18 protein-coding genes are annotated in these 19,094 nt (G+C 60.9%); 8 read left to right on the top strand and 10 right to left on the bottom strand.

Annotated elements, in window-relative coordinates; genetic code table 11:
* From ABI796_RS12445 to ABI796_RS12435, 3 genes are read right to left on the bottom strand one after another with little or no spacing between them, the layout of a single operon-like run.
* A complete protein-coding gene (locus ABI796_RS12445) occupies positions 1 to 1,116 on the bottom strand; it encodes a ribosome small subunit-dependent GTPase A (protein WP_141282469.1) in 1,116 nt (371 codons plus the stop codon).
* A 2-nt stretch (positions 1,117 to 1,118) separates the two neighbouring features.
* Positions 1,119 to 2,501, bottom strand: coding sequence for a 3-phosphoshikimate 1-carboxyvinyltransferase (gene aroA / locus ABI796_RS12440; RefSeq protein ID WP_174754485.1), 1,383 nt, complete (start codon positions 2,499 to 2,501; stop codon positions 1,119 to 1,121).
* 6 nt (positions 2,502 to 2,507) lie between these two features.
* A complete protein-coding gene (locus ABI796_RS12435) occupies positions 2,508 to 3,023 on the bottom strand; it encodes a DoxX family membrane protein (protein ID WP_141282471.1) in 516 nt (171 codons plus the stop codon).
* Positions 3,024 to 3,251: 228 nt separating this feature from the next.
* Between ABI796_RS12435 and ABI796_RS12430 the strand changes: the two genes are divergently transcribed.
* On the top strand, positions 3,252 to 4,001 hold the full coding sequence (locus ABI796_RS12430; RefSeq protein WP_303409136.1) for a sigma-70 family RNA polymerase sigma factor: 750 nt from the start codon (positions 3,252 to 3,254) through the stop codon (positions 3,999 to 4,001).
* Entirely contained in the window at positions 3,998 to 4,258 is a 261-nt protein-coding gene (gene rsrA / locus ABI796_RS12425; protein WP_062066287.1) for a mycothiol system anti-sigma-R factor, read from the top strand. Before ABI796_RS12430 ends, rsrA begins: the two co-directional genes overlap by 4 nt.
* 120 nt (positions 4,259 to 4,378) lie before the next feature.
* Here rsrA and ABI796_RS12420 read toward each other — a convergent pair whose 3' ends face one another.
* The 6 genes from ABI796_RS12420 to ABI796_RS12395 all read right to left on the bottom strand — a co-directional run bounded on the left by ABI796_RS12420 (position 4,379) and on the right by ABI796_RS12395 (position 11,963).
* Positions 4,379 to 4,453 (bottom strand): 50S ribosomal protein bL37, encoded by a 75-nt coding sequence (locus ABI796_RS12420; protein ID WP_369299106.1) that lies wholly within the window; start codon positions 4,451 to 4,453, stop codon positions 4,379 to 4,381.
* A gap of 114 nt (positions 4,454 to 4,567) precedes the next feature.
* Complete coding sequence (locus ABI796_RS12415; RefSeq protein WP_141282476.1) at positions 4,568 to 5,182, bottom strand: PadR family transcriptional regulator; 615 nt, start codon at positions 5,180 to 5,182, stop codon at positions 4,568 to 4,570.
* The gene (locus ABI796_RS12410; RefSeq protein ID WP_141282478.1) at positions 5,182 to 6,030 is read right to left on the bottom strand and encodes a DUF4097 family beta strand repeat-containing protein; all 849 of its coding nucleotides are present in this window, start codon (positions 6,028 to 6,030) and stop codon (positions 5,182 to 5,184) included. Before ABI796_RS12410 ends, ABI796_RS12415 begins: the two co-directional genes overlap by 1 nt.
* An 85-nt stretch (positions 6,031 to 6,115) precedes the next feature.
* Positions 6,116 to 7,417, bottom strand: coding sequence for a serine hydrolase (locus ABI796_RS12405; RefSeq protein WP_141282480.1), 1,302 nt, complete (start codon positions 7,415 to 7,417; stop codon positions 6,116 to 6,118).
* Between the two features lie 2 nt (positions 7,418 to 7,419).
* A complete protein-coding gene (locus ABI796_RS12400) occupies positions 7,420 to 8,019 on the bottom strand; it encodes a GDSL-type esterase/lipase family protein (RefSeq protein WP_141282482.1) in 600 nt (199 codons plus the stop codon).
* A gap of 140 nt (positions 8,020 to 8,159) precedes the next feature.
* Entirely contained in the window at positions 8,160 to 11,963 is a 3,804-nt protein-coding gene (locus ABI796_RS12395; protein ID WP_141282484.1) for a multifunctional oxoglutarate decarboxylase/oxoglutarate dehydrogenase thiamine pyrophosphate-binding subunit/dihydrolipoyllysine-residue succinyltransferase subunit, read from the bottom strand.
* 486 nt (positions 11,964 to 12,449) lie between these two features.
* On the opposite strand from ABI796_RS12395, the gene ABI796_RS12390 reads away from it, so the two are divergent.
* The 5 genes from ABI796_RS12390 to ABI796_RS12370 all read left to right on the top strand — a co-directional run bounded on the left by ABI796_RS12390 (position 12,450) and on the right by ABI796_RS12370 (position 17,882).
* A complete protein-coding gene (locus ABI796_RS12390; protein WP_141282486.1) occupies positions 12,450 to 13,808 on the top strand; it encodes a hemolysin family protein in 1,359 nt (452 codons plus the stop codon).
* Complete coding sequence (locus ABI796_RS12385; RefSeq protein ID WP_373091371.1) at positions 13,805 to 14,875, top strand: hemolysin family protein; 1,071 nt, start codon at positions 13,805 to 13,807, stop codon at positions 14,873 to 14,875. Before ABI796_RS12390 ends, ABI796_RS12385 begins: the two co-directional genes overlap by 4 nt.
* A gap of 140 nt (positions 14,876 to 15,015) precedes the next feature.
* A complete protein-coding gene (locus tag ABI796_RS12380; protein WP_141282491.1) occupies positions 15,016 to 16,026 on the top strand; it encodes a metal ABC transporter solute-binding protein, Zn/Mn family in 1,011 nt (336 codons plus the stop codon).
* A 131-nt stretch (positions 16,027 to 16,157) separates the two neighbouring features.
* Positions 16,158 to 16,991 carry a metal ABC transporter ATP-binding protein gene (locus ABI796_RS12375; RefSeq protein WP_174754486.1) on the top strand — a complete coding sequence of 278 codons (834 nt, stop codon included), beginning with the start codon at positions 16,158 to 16,160 and terminating at the stop codon, positions 16,989 to 16,991.
* Complete coding sequence (locus ABI796_RS12370; RefSeq protein ID WP_141282495.1) at positions 16,992 to 17,882, top strand: metal ABC transporter permease; 891 nt, start codon at positions 16,992 to 16,994, stop codon at positions 17,880 to 17,882.
* Here ABI796_RS12370 and ABI796_RS12365 read toward each other — a convergent pair.
* A complete protein-coding gene (locus ABI796_RS12365; RefSeq protein ID WP_141282497.1) occupies positions 17,879 to 18,346 on the bottom strand; it encodes a Fur family transcriptional regulator in 468 nt (155 codons plus the stop codon). The two genes, ABI796_RS12370 and ABI796_RS12365, sit on opposite strands and share 4 nt — an antisense overlap.
* A 94-nt stretch (positions 18,347 to 18,440) precedes the next feature.
* Between ABI796_RS12365 and ABI796_RS12360 the strand changes: the two genes are divergently transcribed.
* Positions 18,441 to 19,094 (top strand): MBL fold metallo-hydrolase, encoded by a 654-nt coding sequence (locus ABI796_RS12360; RefSeq protein ID WP_141282499.1) that lies wholly within the window; start codon positions 18,441 to 18,443, stop codon positions 19,092 to 19,094.

Raw genomic sequence — 19,094 nt, 5'->3', positions numbered from 1 at the left:
TCAGTTGACGGTTCCAAGCTCCTTGGTCTCTTTGGCTTCCAGGCGGGGGTCGGCACCCAGCAGGCGGCGCAAGGATGCCAACCGTGCCACTCCAGATGGGCCGGCATGGCCATCATTTACCCACGCATCCAGCCCGCAATTCGTAGCGTTGGCACCGTGCTTGCAGCCGCGGTCGCAGGTCTCCGTACCGGGCTCCAGGTCCGGGAACGAGTGCAGGATCCGGTCCGGGTCAACGTGGGCCAAACCAAAGGAGCGAATGCCGGGCGTGTCAATGATCCAACTGCCGGACGGGGCATCATCAAGCTTGAGCGCCAAGGCTGAGGACGAGGTGTGCCGTCCTCGTCCGGTTACAGCGTTTACCCCGCCCGTGGCACGTTCTGCGCCGGTCAGGGCATTGACCATGGTGGATTTGCCTACGCCGGAGTGGCCGAGCATTACGGTGACTTTCCCACCGAGGTGTGAGCGGAGCTGGGATACCGCGTCTTTGTCCAGACGGGCGGAGAGCCCGTCATCGGAGCGGGCGTCAATGCCGCCGGCCTCGGAGTCGGCGGTGCGGCTGATGATCACCGGAAAGTCCAGGCTCAGGTAATTGGCCAGGAGTTCGGCCGGATCTTTGACGTCAGCCTTGGTGATGAGCAGCAGCGGTTCAATGCCGGCGTCGTAGGCTGCAACCAGGGCCCGGTCAATGAACCCGGTACGCGGTTCCGGGTTGGCGGCGGCAACAACCACCACAAGCTGATCGGCATTGGCCACCACAACCCGTTCGATGGGATCGGTATCGTCAGCACTGCGGCGAAGCAGCGTCTTCCGTTCCTCCACCCGAACAAGGCGTGCCAAGGTGTCCGGTGAACCTGATACGTCCCCTACGAGGGCCACGAAGTCGCCAGGGACCACGGGGTTGCGGCGAAGTTCACGGGCGCGGGCTGCAATGACAATGCGTTCGTTCGTGGAATCTTCATCAACAATTGCCCTGTACCGTCCGCGGTCCACTGTGATGATGCGGCCAATGACGGCATCATCATGGCTGGGGCGGTCCTTGGTGCGGGGCCTGGATCCTTTTTTACTGGGACGGATCCGAACATCCGATTCGTCCCAGGAGCGTGCGTCACGGCCCATGGTCAGTTGCTGGCCTCATCATGATCTGAGGCGTCTTCGGTCCGCTGCAGCATGGCTTCCCACATTTGGGGGAACTCCGGCATGGTTTTGGAGGTCGTGGCGATGTCTTCAACCTCAACGCCCTCGACCGCGAGGCCCAGGATGGCTCCGGCAGTAGCCATCCGGTGGTCGGCGTAGCTGTGGACCACACCACTGTGAAGGGCCGCCGGGCGGATCACCAAGCCATCCGCGGTCTCTTCAGCGTCACCACCGAGTCCGTTGATCTCGGCGACCAAAGCGGCAAGCCGGTCGGTCTCGTGCCCCCGGAGGTGTGCAATGCCGGTCAGTCGCGACGGCCCGCTCGCCAAAGCGCACAGTGCCGCAACCGTTGGTGCCAATTCGCTGGTTTCATCAAAGTCCGCGCCCATGATTTCAGGCCCGCCGGTCACGGTCAGCGTTCCGTCCTGGAAAGTTACTTCGGCCCCCATGGCTGTAAGGATGCTCCGCCACTGATCGCCCACCTGTGTGGTACCGGCAGGCCAATTGGGAATGCGCACGGTGCCGCCGGTGGCAAGTGCAGCGGCGAGGAAGGGTCCTGCGTTGGAGAGGTCTTGCTCAATGCGCTGGTCAAAAGCCCGGATGGGACCAGGGGAGACCCGCCAATGGTTGGGCACTGAATCATCAACCATCACGCCAACGCTGCGAAGGACCTCTACGGTCATGGTGATGTGGTCCAGGCTGGGAACGGGCTTGCCCACGTGTTCAAGATGCAGGCCTTCACTGAACCGGGCGCCTACCAGCAGCAACGCGGAAACGAACTGCGATGAAGCGCTGGCATCAATGATCAGATGTCCGCCGCGAACCTCGCCGGTGCCCTCAACAGAGAAGGGAAGGGCCGACGGCGTCCTGCCGCCATCGGCTGCCACCGGGACGCCGAGGGCGATCAGGGCTTCGATGATGGTGCCCATGGGCCGCTTACGGGCGTGGGGGTCGCCGTCGAAGACTGTAACGCCGTTACGCAATGCAGCCAGCGGTGGAACGAATCGCATGACCGTACCGGCCAGTCCGCAGTCGATTGCTGTCTCGGCGCCGGCGGCGGCAGGATCAAGCGGTGTAATTTCCAGATCCGGCCCGAACCTGCCCTCACCGGGTACCTCGGTGACGGTAGCTCCCAACTGCCGCAAGGCTTGGATCATGAGCGCCGAATCGCGGGAGTGAAGCGGAGCCCGCAACCGTGAGGGACCATCCGCCAAGGCCGCCAACACCAGGAAACGATTGGTGAGCGACTTTGAACCGGGGACCGTCACTGTCGCGTTCACCGGCTCCTTGGCATAGGGAGCCGGCCATAACGGCAACGAAGTGGCGGTGTTGTTTGAATCGGCGTGTGCGGAGGTGGTACCGGTCATGCTTCCTTATGCTCCAACTGCGTTGTCAACGGCCTTGCGAACTGCTTTATCTGCACGCTTGATCTGCTTGCCCGTCACCTTCTTGGCGTCGGCAGCCAGGTGCTCTGCCCGCCAGGCAATGCTGGGACGGCCTGCGGTATCAACGGCAGCCAGCAGGACGCCGCCTGTAAGGGAAATGTTCTTCAGCAGCCGGGCCTTGCGGGCGCTGCGGCCTTCCTTGGTGCTGATGTCGGCAGAACGCCATTCAACGTAGGAGTTCAATGCCGACGTTACGGCCAGGACCGTAGCGGCGAAGCGGGAGAGTTTGCCGAGTCCAAGAAGTGCTCCGGCTCCCAGCTGTGCCCCGCCGATCACGCGCGCGAGTGTTTTTTCGTCGGCTTTGAAGGGGAGCGACTCTGAGGCGCGGCGAAGGACCGGCGAGAGTTGCTTCGCAGTGTCGTCCGCGTTCCTGAGCTTGTCCAGCCCTGCGACGACGAAGCTGGACGCGAGCATGGGACGTGCGAGAAAACGGATAACAGACATGTCTTGCCTCCTGATGGCTTGCCACATTGGTTCGGTGAGTGTTGTGTTCAAGGGGTGCAGTCTGCTCTAGTCTTGCACTTTTGCGGAATATTTACCCGGCAGCAACCGTTGTGAACATCAGGTGCGGTGGAGACCGGACTGCGGCATGGTGTTTGCCGCTTGTTGAACGGAGTTGGTTTTTTGACTTTGGTTAAGGACCGGGTGGTGTTGCCGGAGCCTGGATATGGAATGCAGCCGGAATCACGGCAGCTGACAGTAGACTTGGCAACGATGAGCACCACTGAACCGGCCGCAGCGGCCATGTACCAGGCAGCCGGCGCGGATGACGACGCGACGGCGGTAACCGACGTCGACCCTGCTTCTGAGACTCCCGAAGAGCGGCGGGCGCGCTTCGAGCGTGACGCCATGCAGTACGTGGATCAGCTGTACTCGGCAGCCATGCGGATGGCACGCAACCCATCGGACGCCGAGGATCTGGTCCAAGAGGCCTATACCAAGGCGTTTTCGGCTTTCCACCAGTACAAGCCGGGAACCAACCTCAAGGCCTGGCTGTACCGGATCCTGACCAATACCTACATCAACCTCTACCGGAAGAGGCAACGCGAGCCGTTGCAGTCCAACTCGGACACGATCGAGGATTGGCAGCTGGCCAAGGCGGAGTCCCATACTTCTGCCGGCCTGCGATCCGCAGAGACCGAGGCTCTGGACCACCTTCCTGATTCGGACGTGAAGAACGCCTTGCAGTCGATTCCCGAGGAATTCCGGTTGGCGGTGTACTTTGCCGACGTTGAGGGATACGCGTACAAGCAAATTTCAGAAATTATGAACACCCCGATCGGCACGGTCATGTCACGGTTGCACCGCGGCAGGAAGATGCTGCGGGACATGCTGGCGGATTATGCCGCCGAACGGGGCTTCAGGGCCCAAACCAATGATCAGGCCGCGGCCGGAAGCAACAATCAGGAGAAAGAGAAATGAGCGACTGCCAGGGATTGGGCGATTGCGACGATACGCGAATGCAGCGGATCTACGAGTACCTCGACGGTGCATTGACCCGCGAGGATCTCACAGAGATCAAGCAGCACCTGGACACCTGCGGGGAATGTGCTGAGCAGTACGATCTCGAGTGCCTTATACGCACTATGGTAAAGCGCTCCTGCACCGAATCTGCTCCGGAAAACCTGAAAAACTCCATTCTGGACAGGATTCACGCCATTAAGCCGGTGGACGCCTGATTCCCGCCGAACGTGGCAGAGCCTGACGCTTTTGCAGGGCTCACCATAACGTCAAAGGCCCCGGAAACCGCATGGTTTCCGGGGCCTTCGCTTTTAAGCTTGTAACGCTAAGCCGGTGGCTTAGGTGTTGGGACGCTTGCCGTGGTTCGCGCCGCCGCGCTTACGGTCACGACGCTTACGTGCACGCTTGCTCATAGCTGGCCTCCTTCAAGGATTGATACTCAATAAAGCTGCCCTCCAGTTTCGCACATCCGGGTGCTGCGCCGCGAACCGGGCCGGAGTTGAGGTGCTCTAACCACCAGCTTTCGCTCAATTCCGCAACGAATTCCTGATCGATATGCGGGCCTGGTCCAACACGGTGCGGACGGTCTCCAGCGCTAAGGGGGTAAGGGGCTGCGAGGCGCCGTACTGGCGTAACTCCACGCGGATGTCGTCCCGGAATCGCTGGATCAACAGTTCCGCTTCCTTGAGGGTGCGTTGGCTATCCGGGGTGTGGCCTGCCGGCCGGCTGGTGAAAGAAGCTGAGGAAGCGTTGGCGCGGGCAGCCTCGGCCGTGGCCGCGAGATCTGCCCGAAGGCCGCGCATATTGGTGCGGATGTCCTCCCGCAGGTTGTCAGCCAGCCGCCTGACGGAGGCGGATATGGTCTCTTCGACGTCAGCCAGCTCCTGCCGTCGACTGTCCAGTTCAGCGCGTCCGGCATCTGTGATGAGGTATTTGGTGCGGCGTCCTTCGGCCTCGGTGGCCACGAGGCCTTCCTCCTCCAGTTTGCCCAGCCTCGGGTAGATGGTGCCGGCGCTGGGGGAGTAGGTGCCACCGAACCTCTCGCCCAGGGCCTTGATCAGCTCGTAGCCATGCTTCGGACCTGTTTCCAGCAACGCAAGCAAGTAGAGGCGCAGTGCCCCGTGCGCGAAGACCGGAGGCATCAGATGCCGGCTTCCCCGGGTACCGGGTGGTCATTCTCCGGTGCGGGCGCGGAGCCGTGCATGATGTAGGTCTTGCCGGATACTGTGTTGGTCCTGACCAGCATCAACCTCTCGTCGGGGCCCACAATGGTGTGGACGTTACTGCCTGGCTGGGCGTACATCCGGTCATCAATCACCACTGTTCCGCTGGCCGACTTTGCCACGATGTCCAGGCCGACGTCATGCGGGAGCCTGATGGTGAGGTCTCCGGAGACTGAATTGGCACCAAGATCGTTGGTGTAGTCCTGGAGGTCGAAGCTGAGGTCGCCGCTCACAGTGCTGGCCCGGACATTCTTGAACTTGCCGGACGCGGTGACTTCTCCTGAGACGCTCTTGGCGGTCAGGACGCCGTCGTGGTTTCTGGCGATGACTTCGCCACTGACTGTGTTGACGTGCAGTTCCCCGGTGGTACCGTCTGCAAGGACCGAGCCCGAGACCGTGTTCAGCCGCGTGCGGCCAGTGATTCCCGAGACCATCCCGTCACCGCTAACGGTACCTGCCTCAACATCGACGCCGGATGGCAAGGCGACGCTGACGATCACCGAATTCGGGCTCGTGTTGTTCACGGTGCCCATCAAATTGCGGAACCAGCCCTGCGGTCCTTGGAGCTGGTGGCGTAGTTCCAATCTTCCGTCGACGAGGCTGACCGTGAGCGGATCACCTGTAACCTCGCTGATCTCGATGCGGACGAAAGGCTCTTGGTGCGTCACCACATCAAAGCGGCCTTTTACGATGCCCAGCTTCAGTGAGCGGACATTTTCCACATCCATGGTTTGCGGGCCCGTCACGGTCCAAAGTTCTTCAGACATGATCCCTCCAGATTGCGATATATCGCGTTGATGAGAACACGATATATCGCGAATTATAGGGACGCAACAGTCTGACGGGTGTAAGTCAGGAAGACGGGCTGTAGACCTTGTCGATGAGTGAGCGGGCGATGATCACCGCCGGGTCCTTTCCATCGGCGGTCGGTGCCAGGTTGGTCCACACCACGAGGGTGACGCCATTGGCTGGATCGCTGCCCATGAAGGTGTTGAAGCCCGGGAGTTCCCCAGTGTGGCCGTACAGGTTACCGAACTTTGCAATCCCCAATCCATACGAAGCGCCGGTTGGGTTATCCGGATTGGTCGGGGTGACGCTGTCGAGCCGTTGTTGCTGAAGTTCCGGTTTCAAGAGCTTTCCGTTGATAAGGGCTTCGCCCAGCGTCTTCAGGTCCGCTGCCGTGGAAATCCCGGAACCGGCGGCCCAGGCCCATGACGGGTTGACATCAGTGACGTCGTTCGGTGCGAGGGTGCCCGCCGTTGCTTCCTTCTGCATGTCCTCCGGAAGAGCGGGATTGGTCATGGTGAGGACGTTGTCACCGTAGAAATATCCTTGAGGATGGGGCTTCGGAACTGCGTTGGAAGAGACCTCGGGAAAGACCGTTCCCTTCAATCCCAATGGTTCGAAAATGCGCTCCTTGAAAAGGGTTGCAAGGGGCTTTCCCTCAATTTTCTCGGCGATCAGCCCCAGCAGCACCGTATTGGTGTTGGAGTAGTGAAAGCCTTGGCCCGGGGCGAAATACGGTGGGTGCGCGAAGGCCAGGGCTATCAGTTCCTCCGGCTGCCAGACTCTTTGAGGCTCTTTGTCCATGGCCGTATTGAGCTCAAGGGTCTCCGTGTAGTTGAACAGGCCGCTGCGCATGGTCAGCATCTGGTCCAGGGTGATTGCGCCCCCGTTGGGAACGTCGGGGCGATACTTGGACACGGGATCATCCAGTGCGAGCTTGCCCTCCTGAACCAACTGCAGGATGACGGTGGTGGTCCAGGTCTTGGTGACGGAACCTACCCGGACATGGTCCTCCGCGGTTACCGGCCGGTCGGAGCCACGGACGCCGGTGCCGTACGAAGCACTAAGCGTTCCCTCGGGCGTTTCAAGCAGCACAACGGCTCCGGGTACCAGGACGTCCTTCGCTGCCCTTTCGAAATCCGCGCGTAAGTTCGCGGCATCGAAGGGCTGCAAAGCTGCAGGGGCAGCTGTAGCCGGTGTGGTTGCCGACGTCGGTGTGGATGATGCCGGCGCTGTGGAAGATGCGGGAGCCGTGGACGAGATGGCAGGGGAGGGGGGACCGGAACTGCAGGAGACTGTGGCTGCGACGGCGGCCGCGACGACCGCTGCGACTGTTGCTCTGACAGAAACCTGCTTGTTCCGCGCCATGGCTACTCCGGTTGAGCGATGTTAAGCCACTGGAACCAGCCACGGTGCAGGACCAGCCACGCAATCAATCCGTAGCCGGCCTGGCCCGGTGTCCCCCCATTGGCTGCGAGGTCCGTCCTCCACTGCTCATGATTGAGCAACGGAGAGAACGTGTCAACGTAGTGATGGTTCCGCCTTGTGGTCACGTCGGCAAAAGCGGTGTTCAGTTCGGCCAGCCGTTTGTTTCGGGCCGGATCCAACGTGGGCGGTGGCCCCACCACAAAAACCTCCACGCTGCTGTGTGAGGCGCCATCAAGAATGTTGGCCAGGTTCAGCCGGCTGCGCGCCGTGGACAGCCCAAATTCGAGGTCACGTCCGGACAAGCCGATCACCAGCCGGTTCTCGTGCTGATCGCTGAAGCGCCTTCCGGCTTCATCCTGCCAGCGCGCGGCAAGACCCTCAGTGCCTTCCATGGGGCAGGGGAGCGGGAAACTTTCCACCACGACGGAGTCCTGGGGCGTGCGGGCAAGGACTCTTCCGAGCCAGCCCAAGGCGCGGGGATCCCCCAGGCCCGCGAGCAGTTCATCTCCAACAGCTGCGATGCGCAGCTTCCTGTCTTCCACGGTTACCTCTTCACACTCGTTACGGTCCTTGCACGGTTTTGCCGGATCATCGGCCGGTTCGGGAACCGGGTACCTGTCCCATTAAACAGAACTGCCCGGCCTAAGGCGCGCTAATCGCTCCTCAGGCCGGGCAGTTTCGCTTACTTGCGTTCGAACGCCTGCTTAATCAGGGCGTCCTGTTCAGCAGCGTGGCGCTTCATGGAACCGGCAGCCGTAGACGCCGATGCCGGACGCGACACGAGGCGGAGCTTGCGATCGAGCTCCGGTGCCAGGTTCAAGCCCATGAACGGCCAAGGACCCTGGTTGGCGGGCTCGTCCTGCGCCCACACAATGTCAGCGTTCGGGTACTTGGCGAGCTCGGCGTCAATCTCAGCCTTGGGCAGCGGGTACAGCTGCTCAACACGGATGATCGCAGTGGAGGTGTCTCCGGACTTCTGGCGGTTGGACAGGAGGTCGTAGTACAAACGCCCGGAGACCAGAATGACGCGATCCACATTGGCCGGCTGTACTTCCGGGTCACCAATGACCGGCCTGAAGCCACCGGTGGTGAAGTCCTCTACAGCCGAAGCGGCACCCTTGAGACGGAGCAGCTGCTTGGGTGTGAAGATGATCAACGGCTTCCGCGGGCGGCTGTAAGCCTGGCGGCGCAACAGGTGGAAGTGCGAGGCAGCAGTAGTGGGGTTGGCCACGATCATGTTGTCCTCGGCGCACATCTGCAGGAAGCGCTCAATACGGGCAGACGAGTGGTCCGGGCCCTGGCCTTCATAGCCGTGCGGGAGCATGAGCACCAGCGAGGAACGCTGGCCCCACTTCTGCTCGGCGGAGGAAATGAATTCGTCGATGATGGTCTGTGCGCCATTGACGAAGTCGCCGAACTGGGCCTCCCAGAGAACCAGGGCATCCGGACGCTCTACCGAGTAGCCGTATTCGAAGCCCATGGCAGCGTATTCGGACAACAGGGAGTCGTAGATCCACAGCTTGGCCTGGTCATCGGAAAGGTTGCCCAAAGGCAGCCATTCGTTGCCGTTGGCGCGGTCGTGGAACACGGCGTGACGCTGAACGAACGTACCGCGGCGTGAGTCCTGGCCCGCCAGGCGTACGGGCACGCCTTCCATGATGAGCGAGCCGAAGGCTGCTATTTCGCCGAAGCCCCAGTCGATGCCGCCTTCGCGGGACATCTGCTCACGCTTCTCCAGAAGCTGCTTGAGCTTGGAGTGGACGGTGAATCCTTCCGGAATCTCCAGGTGCGCCTTGCCGATGCGGGCAAGGGTTTCAGCGGAAATTGCCGTGGAAGCCGGGGAATTCGTACCGAAGTCCGACTGCTGGGCAATGGGACGCTCAATGTCAGAGACAGCAGCGGAGTCAGCGGTGATGATGGGGATCGGCGATGTCTGCGCAGCATGGGTCTCGGCAAATACCCGCTCAAGACGTTCCTGGTAGTCGCGGAGCAGTTGCTCAGCTTCTTCCTCGGTGATGTCCCCACGGCCGATGAGGGATTCGGTGTACAGCTTGCGAACGGAACGCTTGGCTTCGATCAGGTTGTACATCAGCGGCTGGGTCATCGAGGGGTCATCGCCCTCGTTGTGTCCGCGCCGGCGGTAGCAGACCATGTCGATCACAACGTCCTTGTGGAAACGCTGACGGAATTCGTACGCAAGCTGGGCAACGCGGACAACAGCCTCGGGATCGTCGCCGTTCACGTGGAACACCGGCGCCTGAATCATTTTGGCAACGTCAGTGGAGTAGGTGGACGAACGCGAGGATGACGGTGCAGTAGTGAAGCCAACCTGGTTGTTGACGATCACGTGGATGGTACCGCCCGTGCGGTAGCCGCGCAGCTGCGAGAGGTTGAGGGTTTCAGCCACAACACCCTGGCCGGCAAATGCGGCGTCACCGTGGACCATGATGGGCAGGACCGGGAAGGACTCTCCCTGGTCAAGACGGTCTTGCTTGGCGCGGACGATTCCTTCAAGGACGGAGTCCACGGCCTCAAGGTGCGAGGGGTTGGCAGCCAGGTAGACCTTGGTCTGCTTGCCGTTGTCCGAGGTGAAGGTTCCTTCGGTGCCGAGGTGGTACTTGACGTCACCGGATCCCTGTACGGAGCGGGGGTCCTGGGTGCCTTCAAATTCGCGGAACACCTGCGCGTAGGTCTTGCCGGCGATGTTGGTCAGCACATTGAGGCGGCCGCGGTGGGCCATGCCAATGGCAACTTCGTCCAGTCCGTCGTCGGCCGCGTCCGAAATGACGGCGTCGAGCAAAGGAATCAGCGACTCGCCACCTTCGAGGGAGAAGCGCTTCTGGCCAACGAACTTGGTCTGCAGGAAGGTCTCGAAAGCTTCTGCGGCGTTGAGCTTGGACACGATGCGCAGCTGCTCCTCGCGGCTGGGCTTGGAGTAAGGGTGCTCCAGCTGATCCTGGAACCACTTGCGTTCAGCAGGTTCCTGGATGTGCATGTATTCGATGCCCGTGGTGCGGCAGTAAGCGTCACGCAGAACGCCAAGGATGTCGCGGAATTTGAGCTGAGGCTTTCCACCGAATCCACCGGTGGGCCACTCGCGGTCCAGGTCCCAAAGCGTCAAGCCGTAGGTCAGGACGTCAAGGTCCGGGTGCTTGCGCTGGACGTACTCCAAAGGATCGGTGTCGGCCATCAGGTGGCCGCGCACGCGGTAGGAGTGGATCAGCTGCTGGATACGGGCAACCTTGTTGATCTCATCTGCAGGATCAACCTGGAGGTCCGGGCTCCAGCGCACGGGCTCGTAGGGGATACGCAGGGCTTCGAAGATTTCATCATAGAAGTTCTGCGCGCCCAGGAGGAGCTGGTGGACAAGCTTGAGGAACTCGCCGCTGCCTGCGCCCTGGATGACGCGGTGGTCATAGGTGGAGGTCAGGGTAAGGATCTTGCTGATGGCGTTCTGGGCGATGATCTTTTCGCTGGCACCCTGGAACTCGGCAGGGTAGTCAAGGGCTCCGACGCCGATGATGGCGGCCTGGCCCTTGGAAAGGCGCGGTACCGAGTGGACCGTGCCGATTCCGCCGGGGTTGGTAAGGGAAACCGTGGTGCCTGCGTGGTCGTCAGCAGTGAGCTTGCCGTTGCGGGCACGCTTGATGAGGTCCTCGTAGGTGTGCCAGAACTCGGCGAAGTCCATGGTCTCGGCCTTCTTGATGTTCGGAACCATCAGGAGGCGGGTGCCATCGGGCTTGGGCATGTCAATGGCGATGCCGAAGTTCACGTGGGCAGGCTGCACCGCGCTCGGCTTACCGTCGATTTCGTCGTAGTAGACGTTCATTGAGGGGAACTGGGAGAGCGCGCGGACAACGGCGTAACCGATGAGGTGCGTGAAGGAGACCTTGCCACCGCGGGCGCGGGCAAGGTTGGAATTGATGACCACGCGGTTATCAATGAGCAGCTTGGCTGGAACTGCCCGGACGCTTGTGGCCGTGGGAACTTCCAGGCTTGTCACCATATTGGTGGCAATGGCCTTGGCCGGGCCGCGGAGGACGGAAACAACGTCTTCCTCAGGTGCCGTTGGAGCCTTGGTGCTCTTGGGCAGCTGTGCCGGGATGGGCTGGGACGTGGCTCCGGCAACGGGCTTCTTTGCTCCGTCCCGGGCAACCGTGGCCGGTGCCTTCTTCGCCGGGGCGGAGGCCGCCGGTGCCGATGGTTCCGCGGCAGGAGAAGCTGGAGGAGCGGCCGGCGTCGGTGCCGGTGCCGCTGCAGCAGGAGCTACCACGGGAAGTACTTGGGTGGGGGGATTGACAGCCGAAGCGGCTGCGGAGGATCCGTTGGAAGAAGTGCCGTCACCGGAAGCAAAGGACTCGAAGAGCGGCCACCACTTGGCGTCTACCGAATTCTTGTCCTGTTGGTACCGCTCGTACAGTTCGTCAACGAGCCACTCGTTTCCGCCAAATTCCTCTGGTAGACGGTGGCTGGGCTGCTCTGGCACTTGAAATACGCCTCTTCCATGAGTGTTGTTTTCCCGCTGGCCGCAGATGCTCTCCACAATGACGGGCCAGGGTCCGGGTCCCGCGAACTCAGACCCATGTCAGTCTAGTTAGGATCGCCGGTTAACTGCCAATAGTGGTGACCTAAATCATGTTGCGGCTGACTTAATGGGCATGTCCTTCTTTTTCGAAGCGTACGTGAGGCCGCCGGGGCGTCACGGGCCGGGGGACTGTAGACTGAAATTCTTATGGACAGTAAATCTAGGTGCCGGCCTGGGAACTGTCGGGGGAGCCAAACTGGTAACTCCGCACAGCGTGCCCGTCGAGCCGGCAACACCCGTTCACATGCCCATCACGCGCCGGCGTTCAGTGCCGGTGCTGCCGCGGACCGTGCGTCCGCCGGACCTGACCAGCCTCCGCCGGGGCGAATTCCCGCGGCAAAGGCATCATCACCACTGCACGTGCTCACTCTTGGAGTGATGCGCTAAGTGGAATGGCTTCTTCTCCTTGCCGGCTTTGCTTTGATTCTTGGCACCGGCTTCTTTGTAGCAGTTGAGTTTTCCCTTGTTGCCCTGGACCAAGCCAGTGTTCAGCGGGCGGTGGATAGCGGCGACCACGCTGCCGCCCCTTTGCTGAAGTGCCTCAAGTCCCTCTCGACACAGCTTTCCAGTTGCCAACTGGGCATCACGCTCACCACCCTGCTGACAGGTTTCGTCATGGAACCCTCCGTCGGTCAGTTGTTGGTGGGCCCCCTTGGCTTGTTGGGCCTGACCCCCGAAGCAGCGCATTCGGTGGCACTGATTGTTGCCATGGCTTTCGCCACGCTGCTGTCCATGCTCCTGGGCGAATTGGTTCCCAAGAACATGGCGATAGCCCTCGCTTTCCCTTTAGGCAAGCGTCTTGCGCGGCCCCAGCTGATGTTCACGGCAGTCTTCAAGCCGGCAATCGTGGTTCTCAATGGCTTCTCGAACAAGGTGCTGAACCTGTTCGGTCTTGAAGCCAAGGAAGAGATTTCCGGGGCCAGGACCCCGGCGGAACTGGCATCCCTGGTCCGGCGCTCCGCCGAGCTGGGAACATTGGACGCCGGTACTGCCAACTTTGTTGCCCGCACACTGAATTTCTCCGGGCGCACGGCAGCGGACGTCATGACGCCCCGCATCCGCATGGAAACCATCGACGCCGACCAGCCGGTCTCTGATGTCCTGGACGCCGCACGGCGGACCGGGTACTCCAGATTCCCCGTCATAGGGGACTCCACGGACGATATCCGCGGCGTTGTTCACGTCAAGAAGGCAGTAGCTGTGCCCGCGGAGCGTCGTGCCAAGCTGGAAGCCGGCGCGATCATGACCGATGTTCTGCAGGTCCCCGAGACGATCCACTTGGACGCTCTGTTGTCTGAATTGCGGGAAGGGAACCTCCAACTGGCCGTCGTGCTGGATGAATATGGCGGAACTGCGGGGATCGCTACGCTTGAGGATCTTGTGGAAGAAATCGTCGGGGAAGTCGCGGACGAGCACGATAAAGTCCGGCCCGGCGTGCTGCAGAGTGCCTCCGGCGACTGGTACTTCCCAGGCCTGCTACGGCCGGACGAGGTATCCGAGCAAATCCCCAACCTCACTGTGCCTGACGAATCCGCTTATGAGACTGTGGGCGGTTACGTTATGAGCCAACTGGGACGTATTGCCAAAACCGGTGATGTGGTGGAAACCGGCGGTGGGACGCTGACGGTAACCAGGATGGACGGCCGTCGGATCGACCGGATCTGCTTCCATCATGTGGAAGCTGAAGTGGAAACGCACAACGCCGAGGACACCGAAACTGCGCATCGTGAAGCAGGTGCCCGATGAGTGACTGGGCAGGAATTATCTGGCTCGTGGTGCTTCTGATTGGCAACGCCTTCTTTGTGGGTGCCGAATTCGCAGTCATGTCCGCGTGTCGCAGCCAGATTGAACCGTTGGCCGAGGCCGGGTCCAAGCGGGCGCAAACAACACTGCGGGCCATGGAGAACGTGTCGCTGATGCTTGCCTGTGCCCAGTTGGGTATCACGGTATGCTCCTTGCTGATCCTGCAGGTTGCCGAGCCCGCCATCCATCACCTGCTGGCGGAGCCCCTTGAACTGGTGGGTGTTCCGGTGGAACTGGCAGACGTCATTGCCTTTGCCATCGCGTTGTTGTTCGTCACCTTCCTGCACGTCACCTTCGGCGAAATGGTGCCAAAGAACATCTCGGTTTCCGTTGCGGACAAGGCTGCGCTGTTGTTGGCCCCGCCCCTGATGTTCATTGCCCGCGTGGTGAACCCGATTATCTGGTCATTGAACTGGCTGGCCAACCACATCCTGCGGTTGATGAAGATCGAGCCCAAGGATGAGGTGTCCTCTTCCTTCACGCTTGAGGAGGTGCAGTCGATCGTCCAGGAATCCACCCGCCACGGGCTGGTGGACGACGAAGCGGGTCTGTTGAGCGGAGCTTTGGAATTCTCCGAGCACACGGCTTCGCACATCATGGTGCCCTTGGACAAGCTGGTGGTGCTGAGGGCTGCCTCCACTCCTGTGGATCTGGAGAAGGCAGTCAGTCGCACTGGTTTCTCGCGGTTCCCGATGATTGACGACGACGGCGAACTCGCCGGATACCTGCATGTGAAGGACATCCTCTCCATTCCGGAGGAAGGCAGGAAGCATCCGATTGCCGAGGGCCGGATCCGGTCACTGGCAAACCTTGCCCCGGATGACGAAATTGAGCAGGCCATGGCCGTCATGCAGCGAACGGGTTCGCATTTGGCCCGTGTAGTGGGTGCCGGAGGAGAGACCCAGGGCGTGCTGTTCCTCGAAGACGTCATTGAGCAGCTGGTGGGCGAGATCCGTGATGCTACCCAGGCAACCGGTATTCGCCGCTATGGCGGTCAGCAAGTGCAGTAAAGCTGCCGTCATGTGCCCTATGAGGCAGCAATAAAGTGCAGCAGGGAAGTCTGGCGTTGCCCGGTTCGGGTGACGCCAGACTTCTCTAAATAGGAACCATTCCTATTTGGGGATACACTGAAACCCGGAAGTAATTGTGTTTGATTCTCATTTTGAGTAGATCCGAGGTCTTTGTGCGTCGCTCCGCCACCCGCCTGTCCGTGGCCGCTTCAGCGGTTCTTTCCGCGCTGCTGCTTTCCTCCTGCGCCGGCACTGCCGGTCCGGCAGGTGCAGCCGATCCGTCGTCAGCAGGTGCCATAGAAGTTGTCACGTCCACAAACGTCTACGGGGATGTGGTGAAGGCTATTGGTGGGGACAAGGTCAACGTGAGCTCCATCATCACCAAGACCAGCCAGGACCCGCATTCCTACGAGGCAAGCGCGCAGGACAAGCTGGTGATCTCCAAGGCCAAGCTCGTGGTGGAGAACGGCGGAGGCTATGACGAGTTCCTTCACAAAATTGCCGATGAGACGAACGTCGGTCACGAGAACATGATCAGCGCGGTGGAGATCTCAGGCCTTGCGGCCGATGGTGAGGGCCACAGCGAAGAAGCCCACGGCGAGGAAGCCCACGCGCATGAGCATGGCGACTTCAACGAGCACGTCTGGTACAGCCTTGACGCCATGGGCAAGCTCGCCGATGCCGTAGCAGGCAAGCTCGGCAAGGTGGACGCGGAGTCCGCCTCCACATTCACCGCAAACGCCGAGGCCTTTAAGGCCAGGCTCGCCGAGCTCAAGGCTAAGCTTAATGCCATTAAGGCCGATAGCAATCATGCTCCGGTGGCTGTAACTGAGCCCGTACCCCTGTACCTCCTGGAAGCGGCAGGCCTGGAAAACAAGACTCCTGCGGCATACAGCGCTGCCATCGAAGAAGAGACCGATGTGCCGGCTGCCGTTTTGAAGGAAACAACTGACCTCGTTAGCGCGAAGTCCGTCAGGTTCCTGGCATACAACGAGCAAACTGAGGGTCCGCAGACTGAGTCCGTCAAGCGGGCAGCAGATGCAGCCGGCGTGCCGGTAGTGAACTTCACCGAAACATTGCCTGATGGAAAAGACTACGTCCAGTGGATGACTGAGAACGTGGAATCAGTTTCTTCGGCACTCAAGAAGTAGGGTTCCCACCCGTTTTGGGGTGAAGGGCCCCGCCGGCGTCCTAAGATATTCAGGATGGCTGCGGGGCCTTTTGCTTGCCACCAGCCCGATGGCCAATACCAGCGGCACAACAACTGCGTTCCAGGGAACGCATGGATCGAGGACAACTTTTGACACCGGTAGTGAGCCTCCGTGGAGCCAGCCTGCAGTTCGGCAAGAGGACACTCTGGCGGGATCTGGACCTGGACATCAACCCGGGGGAGTTCTTCGCCGTCCTTGGCCCCAACGGAAGCGGCAAAACGAGCTTCCTGAAAGTCCTGCTGGGATTGCAGGAGTTGCATGCCGGAACGGTGTCCTTGGGTGGACACCCCGTGGAACGCGGAAGCAAGAAGATCGGCTATATCCCTCAGCAAAAATCGTTCGCACCGGACACCCCGCTGCGTGCCCGCGATTTGGTGGGGCTGGGAATCGACGGGCACCGCTGGGGCATGCGCTTTGCTTCAGCTACAACCAATCAGAGGATTGACCAGTTGCTGGATCAGGTGGGTGCCTCAGACTATGCCAAGGTGCCGGTAGGCCAGCTGTCCGGCGGCGAGCAGCAGCGTCTTAGGGTGGCTCAGGCGTTGGCTACCGAGCCACAGGTCCTCCTGTGTGACGAGCCGTTGCTGTCCCTGGACCTGCATCATCAGCAGGGGGTCAGTTCACTGATCAATAAGCAGTGCCATGAACGGAATAGCGCCGTTGTCTTCGTGACCCATGAAATTAACCCTGTGATCGACTACGTGGACCGCGTGCTCTACCTTGCCGGCGGCAAGTTCCGGGTGGGCACCCCTCAGGAAGTCATGACCACCGAGGTGCTCTCGGAGTTGTACGACAGCCATGTTGAAGTGATCCACGCCAACGGAAGAATCGTGGTGGTGGGTCTGCCCGATGCCACCACGCACTTCCATGACGAAGCCCACGCGAGCACGGGGGAGGACTTCTAAATGGACCTCGAAAGCGTTCTTCAGACCATTTTCAACTTCGAGAACTACGGTGAATTGCTGGTCCTGGTCCAGAACTCCATCTGGGCAGGTGCCGTTCTGGGGCTGCTGGGCGGGCTTGTAGGCACGTTCGTGATGAAGCGGGACCTTGCTTTCGCGGTTCATGGCATCTCCGAGTTGTCCTTCGCCGGTGCGGCCTTTGCCTTGCTGATCGGAGCTGACATCATCTTCGGTTCCCTTATTGGTTCCGTTGCGGCGGCCGTGCTGTTGGGGTTCATGGGAGTCAGGGCACGGGACAAGAACTCGATTATTGGTGTGATCATGCCCTTTGGCCTTGGCCTGGGCATCTTGTTCCTGGCGCTCTATGAGGGCCGGGCAGCCAACAAATTCGGTTTACTGACCGGTCAGATCGTTTCCGTTGACTCGGTACAACTTCAGGTGCTCGCCGGAACGGCTGTTGTGGTGATGATCGCGTTGGCGGCCATCTGGCGTCCGCTGAGCTTTGCCAGTGTGGACCCGGAGATGGCTGAGGCCCGGGGTGTTCCGGTTCGTGGCCTGGCCATCGGCTTCATGGTGCTGCTTGGTGTCAGCGTGGCGTTGTCGATTCAGATTGTGGGCGCGTTGCTGGTGCTGGCCCTGCTGATTACCCCGGCGGCCGCAGCCCTGAGGGTTACTACCTCGCCCCGGCTGGTGGTGCTGTTGAGCGTCGTCTTTGCAATGACGGCCACGGTGGGCGGAATCCTCCTGGCCCTGGGAAGCCGGATTCCCATCAGCCCTTACGTCACCACGCTCTCTTTCCTGATCTACGTGGTGTGCCGGGTGATTGGACGTGTTCGCGCCAACAGGGGCCTGAACGGCCGCGTATCGCGGGATCAACCCGCAGGTGCCCTCTAGAGCTCTCCGGCGGCTTTCTTAGCGGTGCACTCCGGGCATAGCCCGAAGATTTCCACAGTGTGTGCCACCTCGGTGAAGCCGTGTTCGGCAGCGGTCCGGGCAGCCCAGGTCTCGACGGCGGGTGCTTCCACTTCTTCTGCCTTGCCGCAGTTGCGGCACAACAAGTGGTGGTGATGTCCGGTGACTGCGCAGCGCCGGTAGACGGCCTCGCCGTCACCGTTTCGAAGGACATCAATGAGGCCGTCGTCAGCCAGGGACTGCAGGATCCGGTAGGCCGTGGCAAGCGACACGGAAATTCCTTTGTTCTGCAGCAGTCGGTAAAGCTCCTGGGTGCTGACGAAGTCATCCAATTCGTCCAAGGCGGCGCTGACGGCCAAGCGTTGCTTGGTGACCCGCTGCTCCTTCACACCGCTGCTGGCCGGCGTCGCGTTGCCGGTCGTGGCGGAATTGGTGCCCTGTGGCATTGAAAGACTCACTTCCCTGGGGATGCTGGCAAACCCCAATTTTACCAGTAGGCCAGGCTTGGAAACTGTCAGTGGGCGCCCCTAGGCTGTCTCCATGAAGCTCACCAAGTACACCCACGCCTGTATCCGGTTGGAGAAAGAAGGAAAGGTCCTGGTGCTTGATCCGGGGACGTTTTCCGAGTCCGAGGAGGCGCTGAGCGGTGCCCACGCTGTACTTGTTACGCACGAACACAACGACCACCTCGATCAACCGGCAGTGCTGACCGCTTTGCGGAGCAACAAGGTATTGGAGTTGCATGCCCCGGCAGGGGTGGCTGAGGCATTGCAGGAGAACGAGGATGTAGCCGACCGGGTGCACGCAGTGGAACCCGGCTCCCGCTTTGACGTGGCAGGGTTCAACGTGAGGGCCTTCGGGGGACAACATGCCCTCATCCACCACCAGATCCCGGTGATAGCAAACATTGGCTACTTGGTGGATGAGAACGTCTTTCACCCAGGGGACTCCTTTGTGGTCCCTGATGGAATCGAGGTCCGGACCCTTCTGGTTCCCATCCATGCTCCCTGGTCCAAGGTGGGGGAGGTTGTTGACTTTGTCATCTCCGTACGTGCTCCCAAGGCGTTCCCGGTCCATGACGCACTGCTCAATGAGTTGGGCCGTGGCATTGTTGAGGGCCATGTGACCCGGATTGGTGCCCGCTACGGGACCCGGTATGAACGTCTTGCTCCGGGCGACGCTGTGGAGGTTTAG

Origin of the sequence: Paenarthrobacter aurescens (assembly GCF_041549525.1) — a bacterium.
GTDB classification, from domain to species: Bacteria; Actinomycetota; Actinomycetes; order Actinomycetales; family Micrococcaceae; genus Arthrobacter; species Arthrobacter aurescens.
This window is presented reverse-complemented; position numbering and strand designations above follow the sequence as displayed.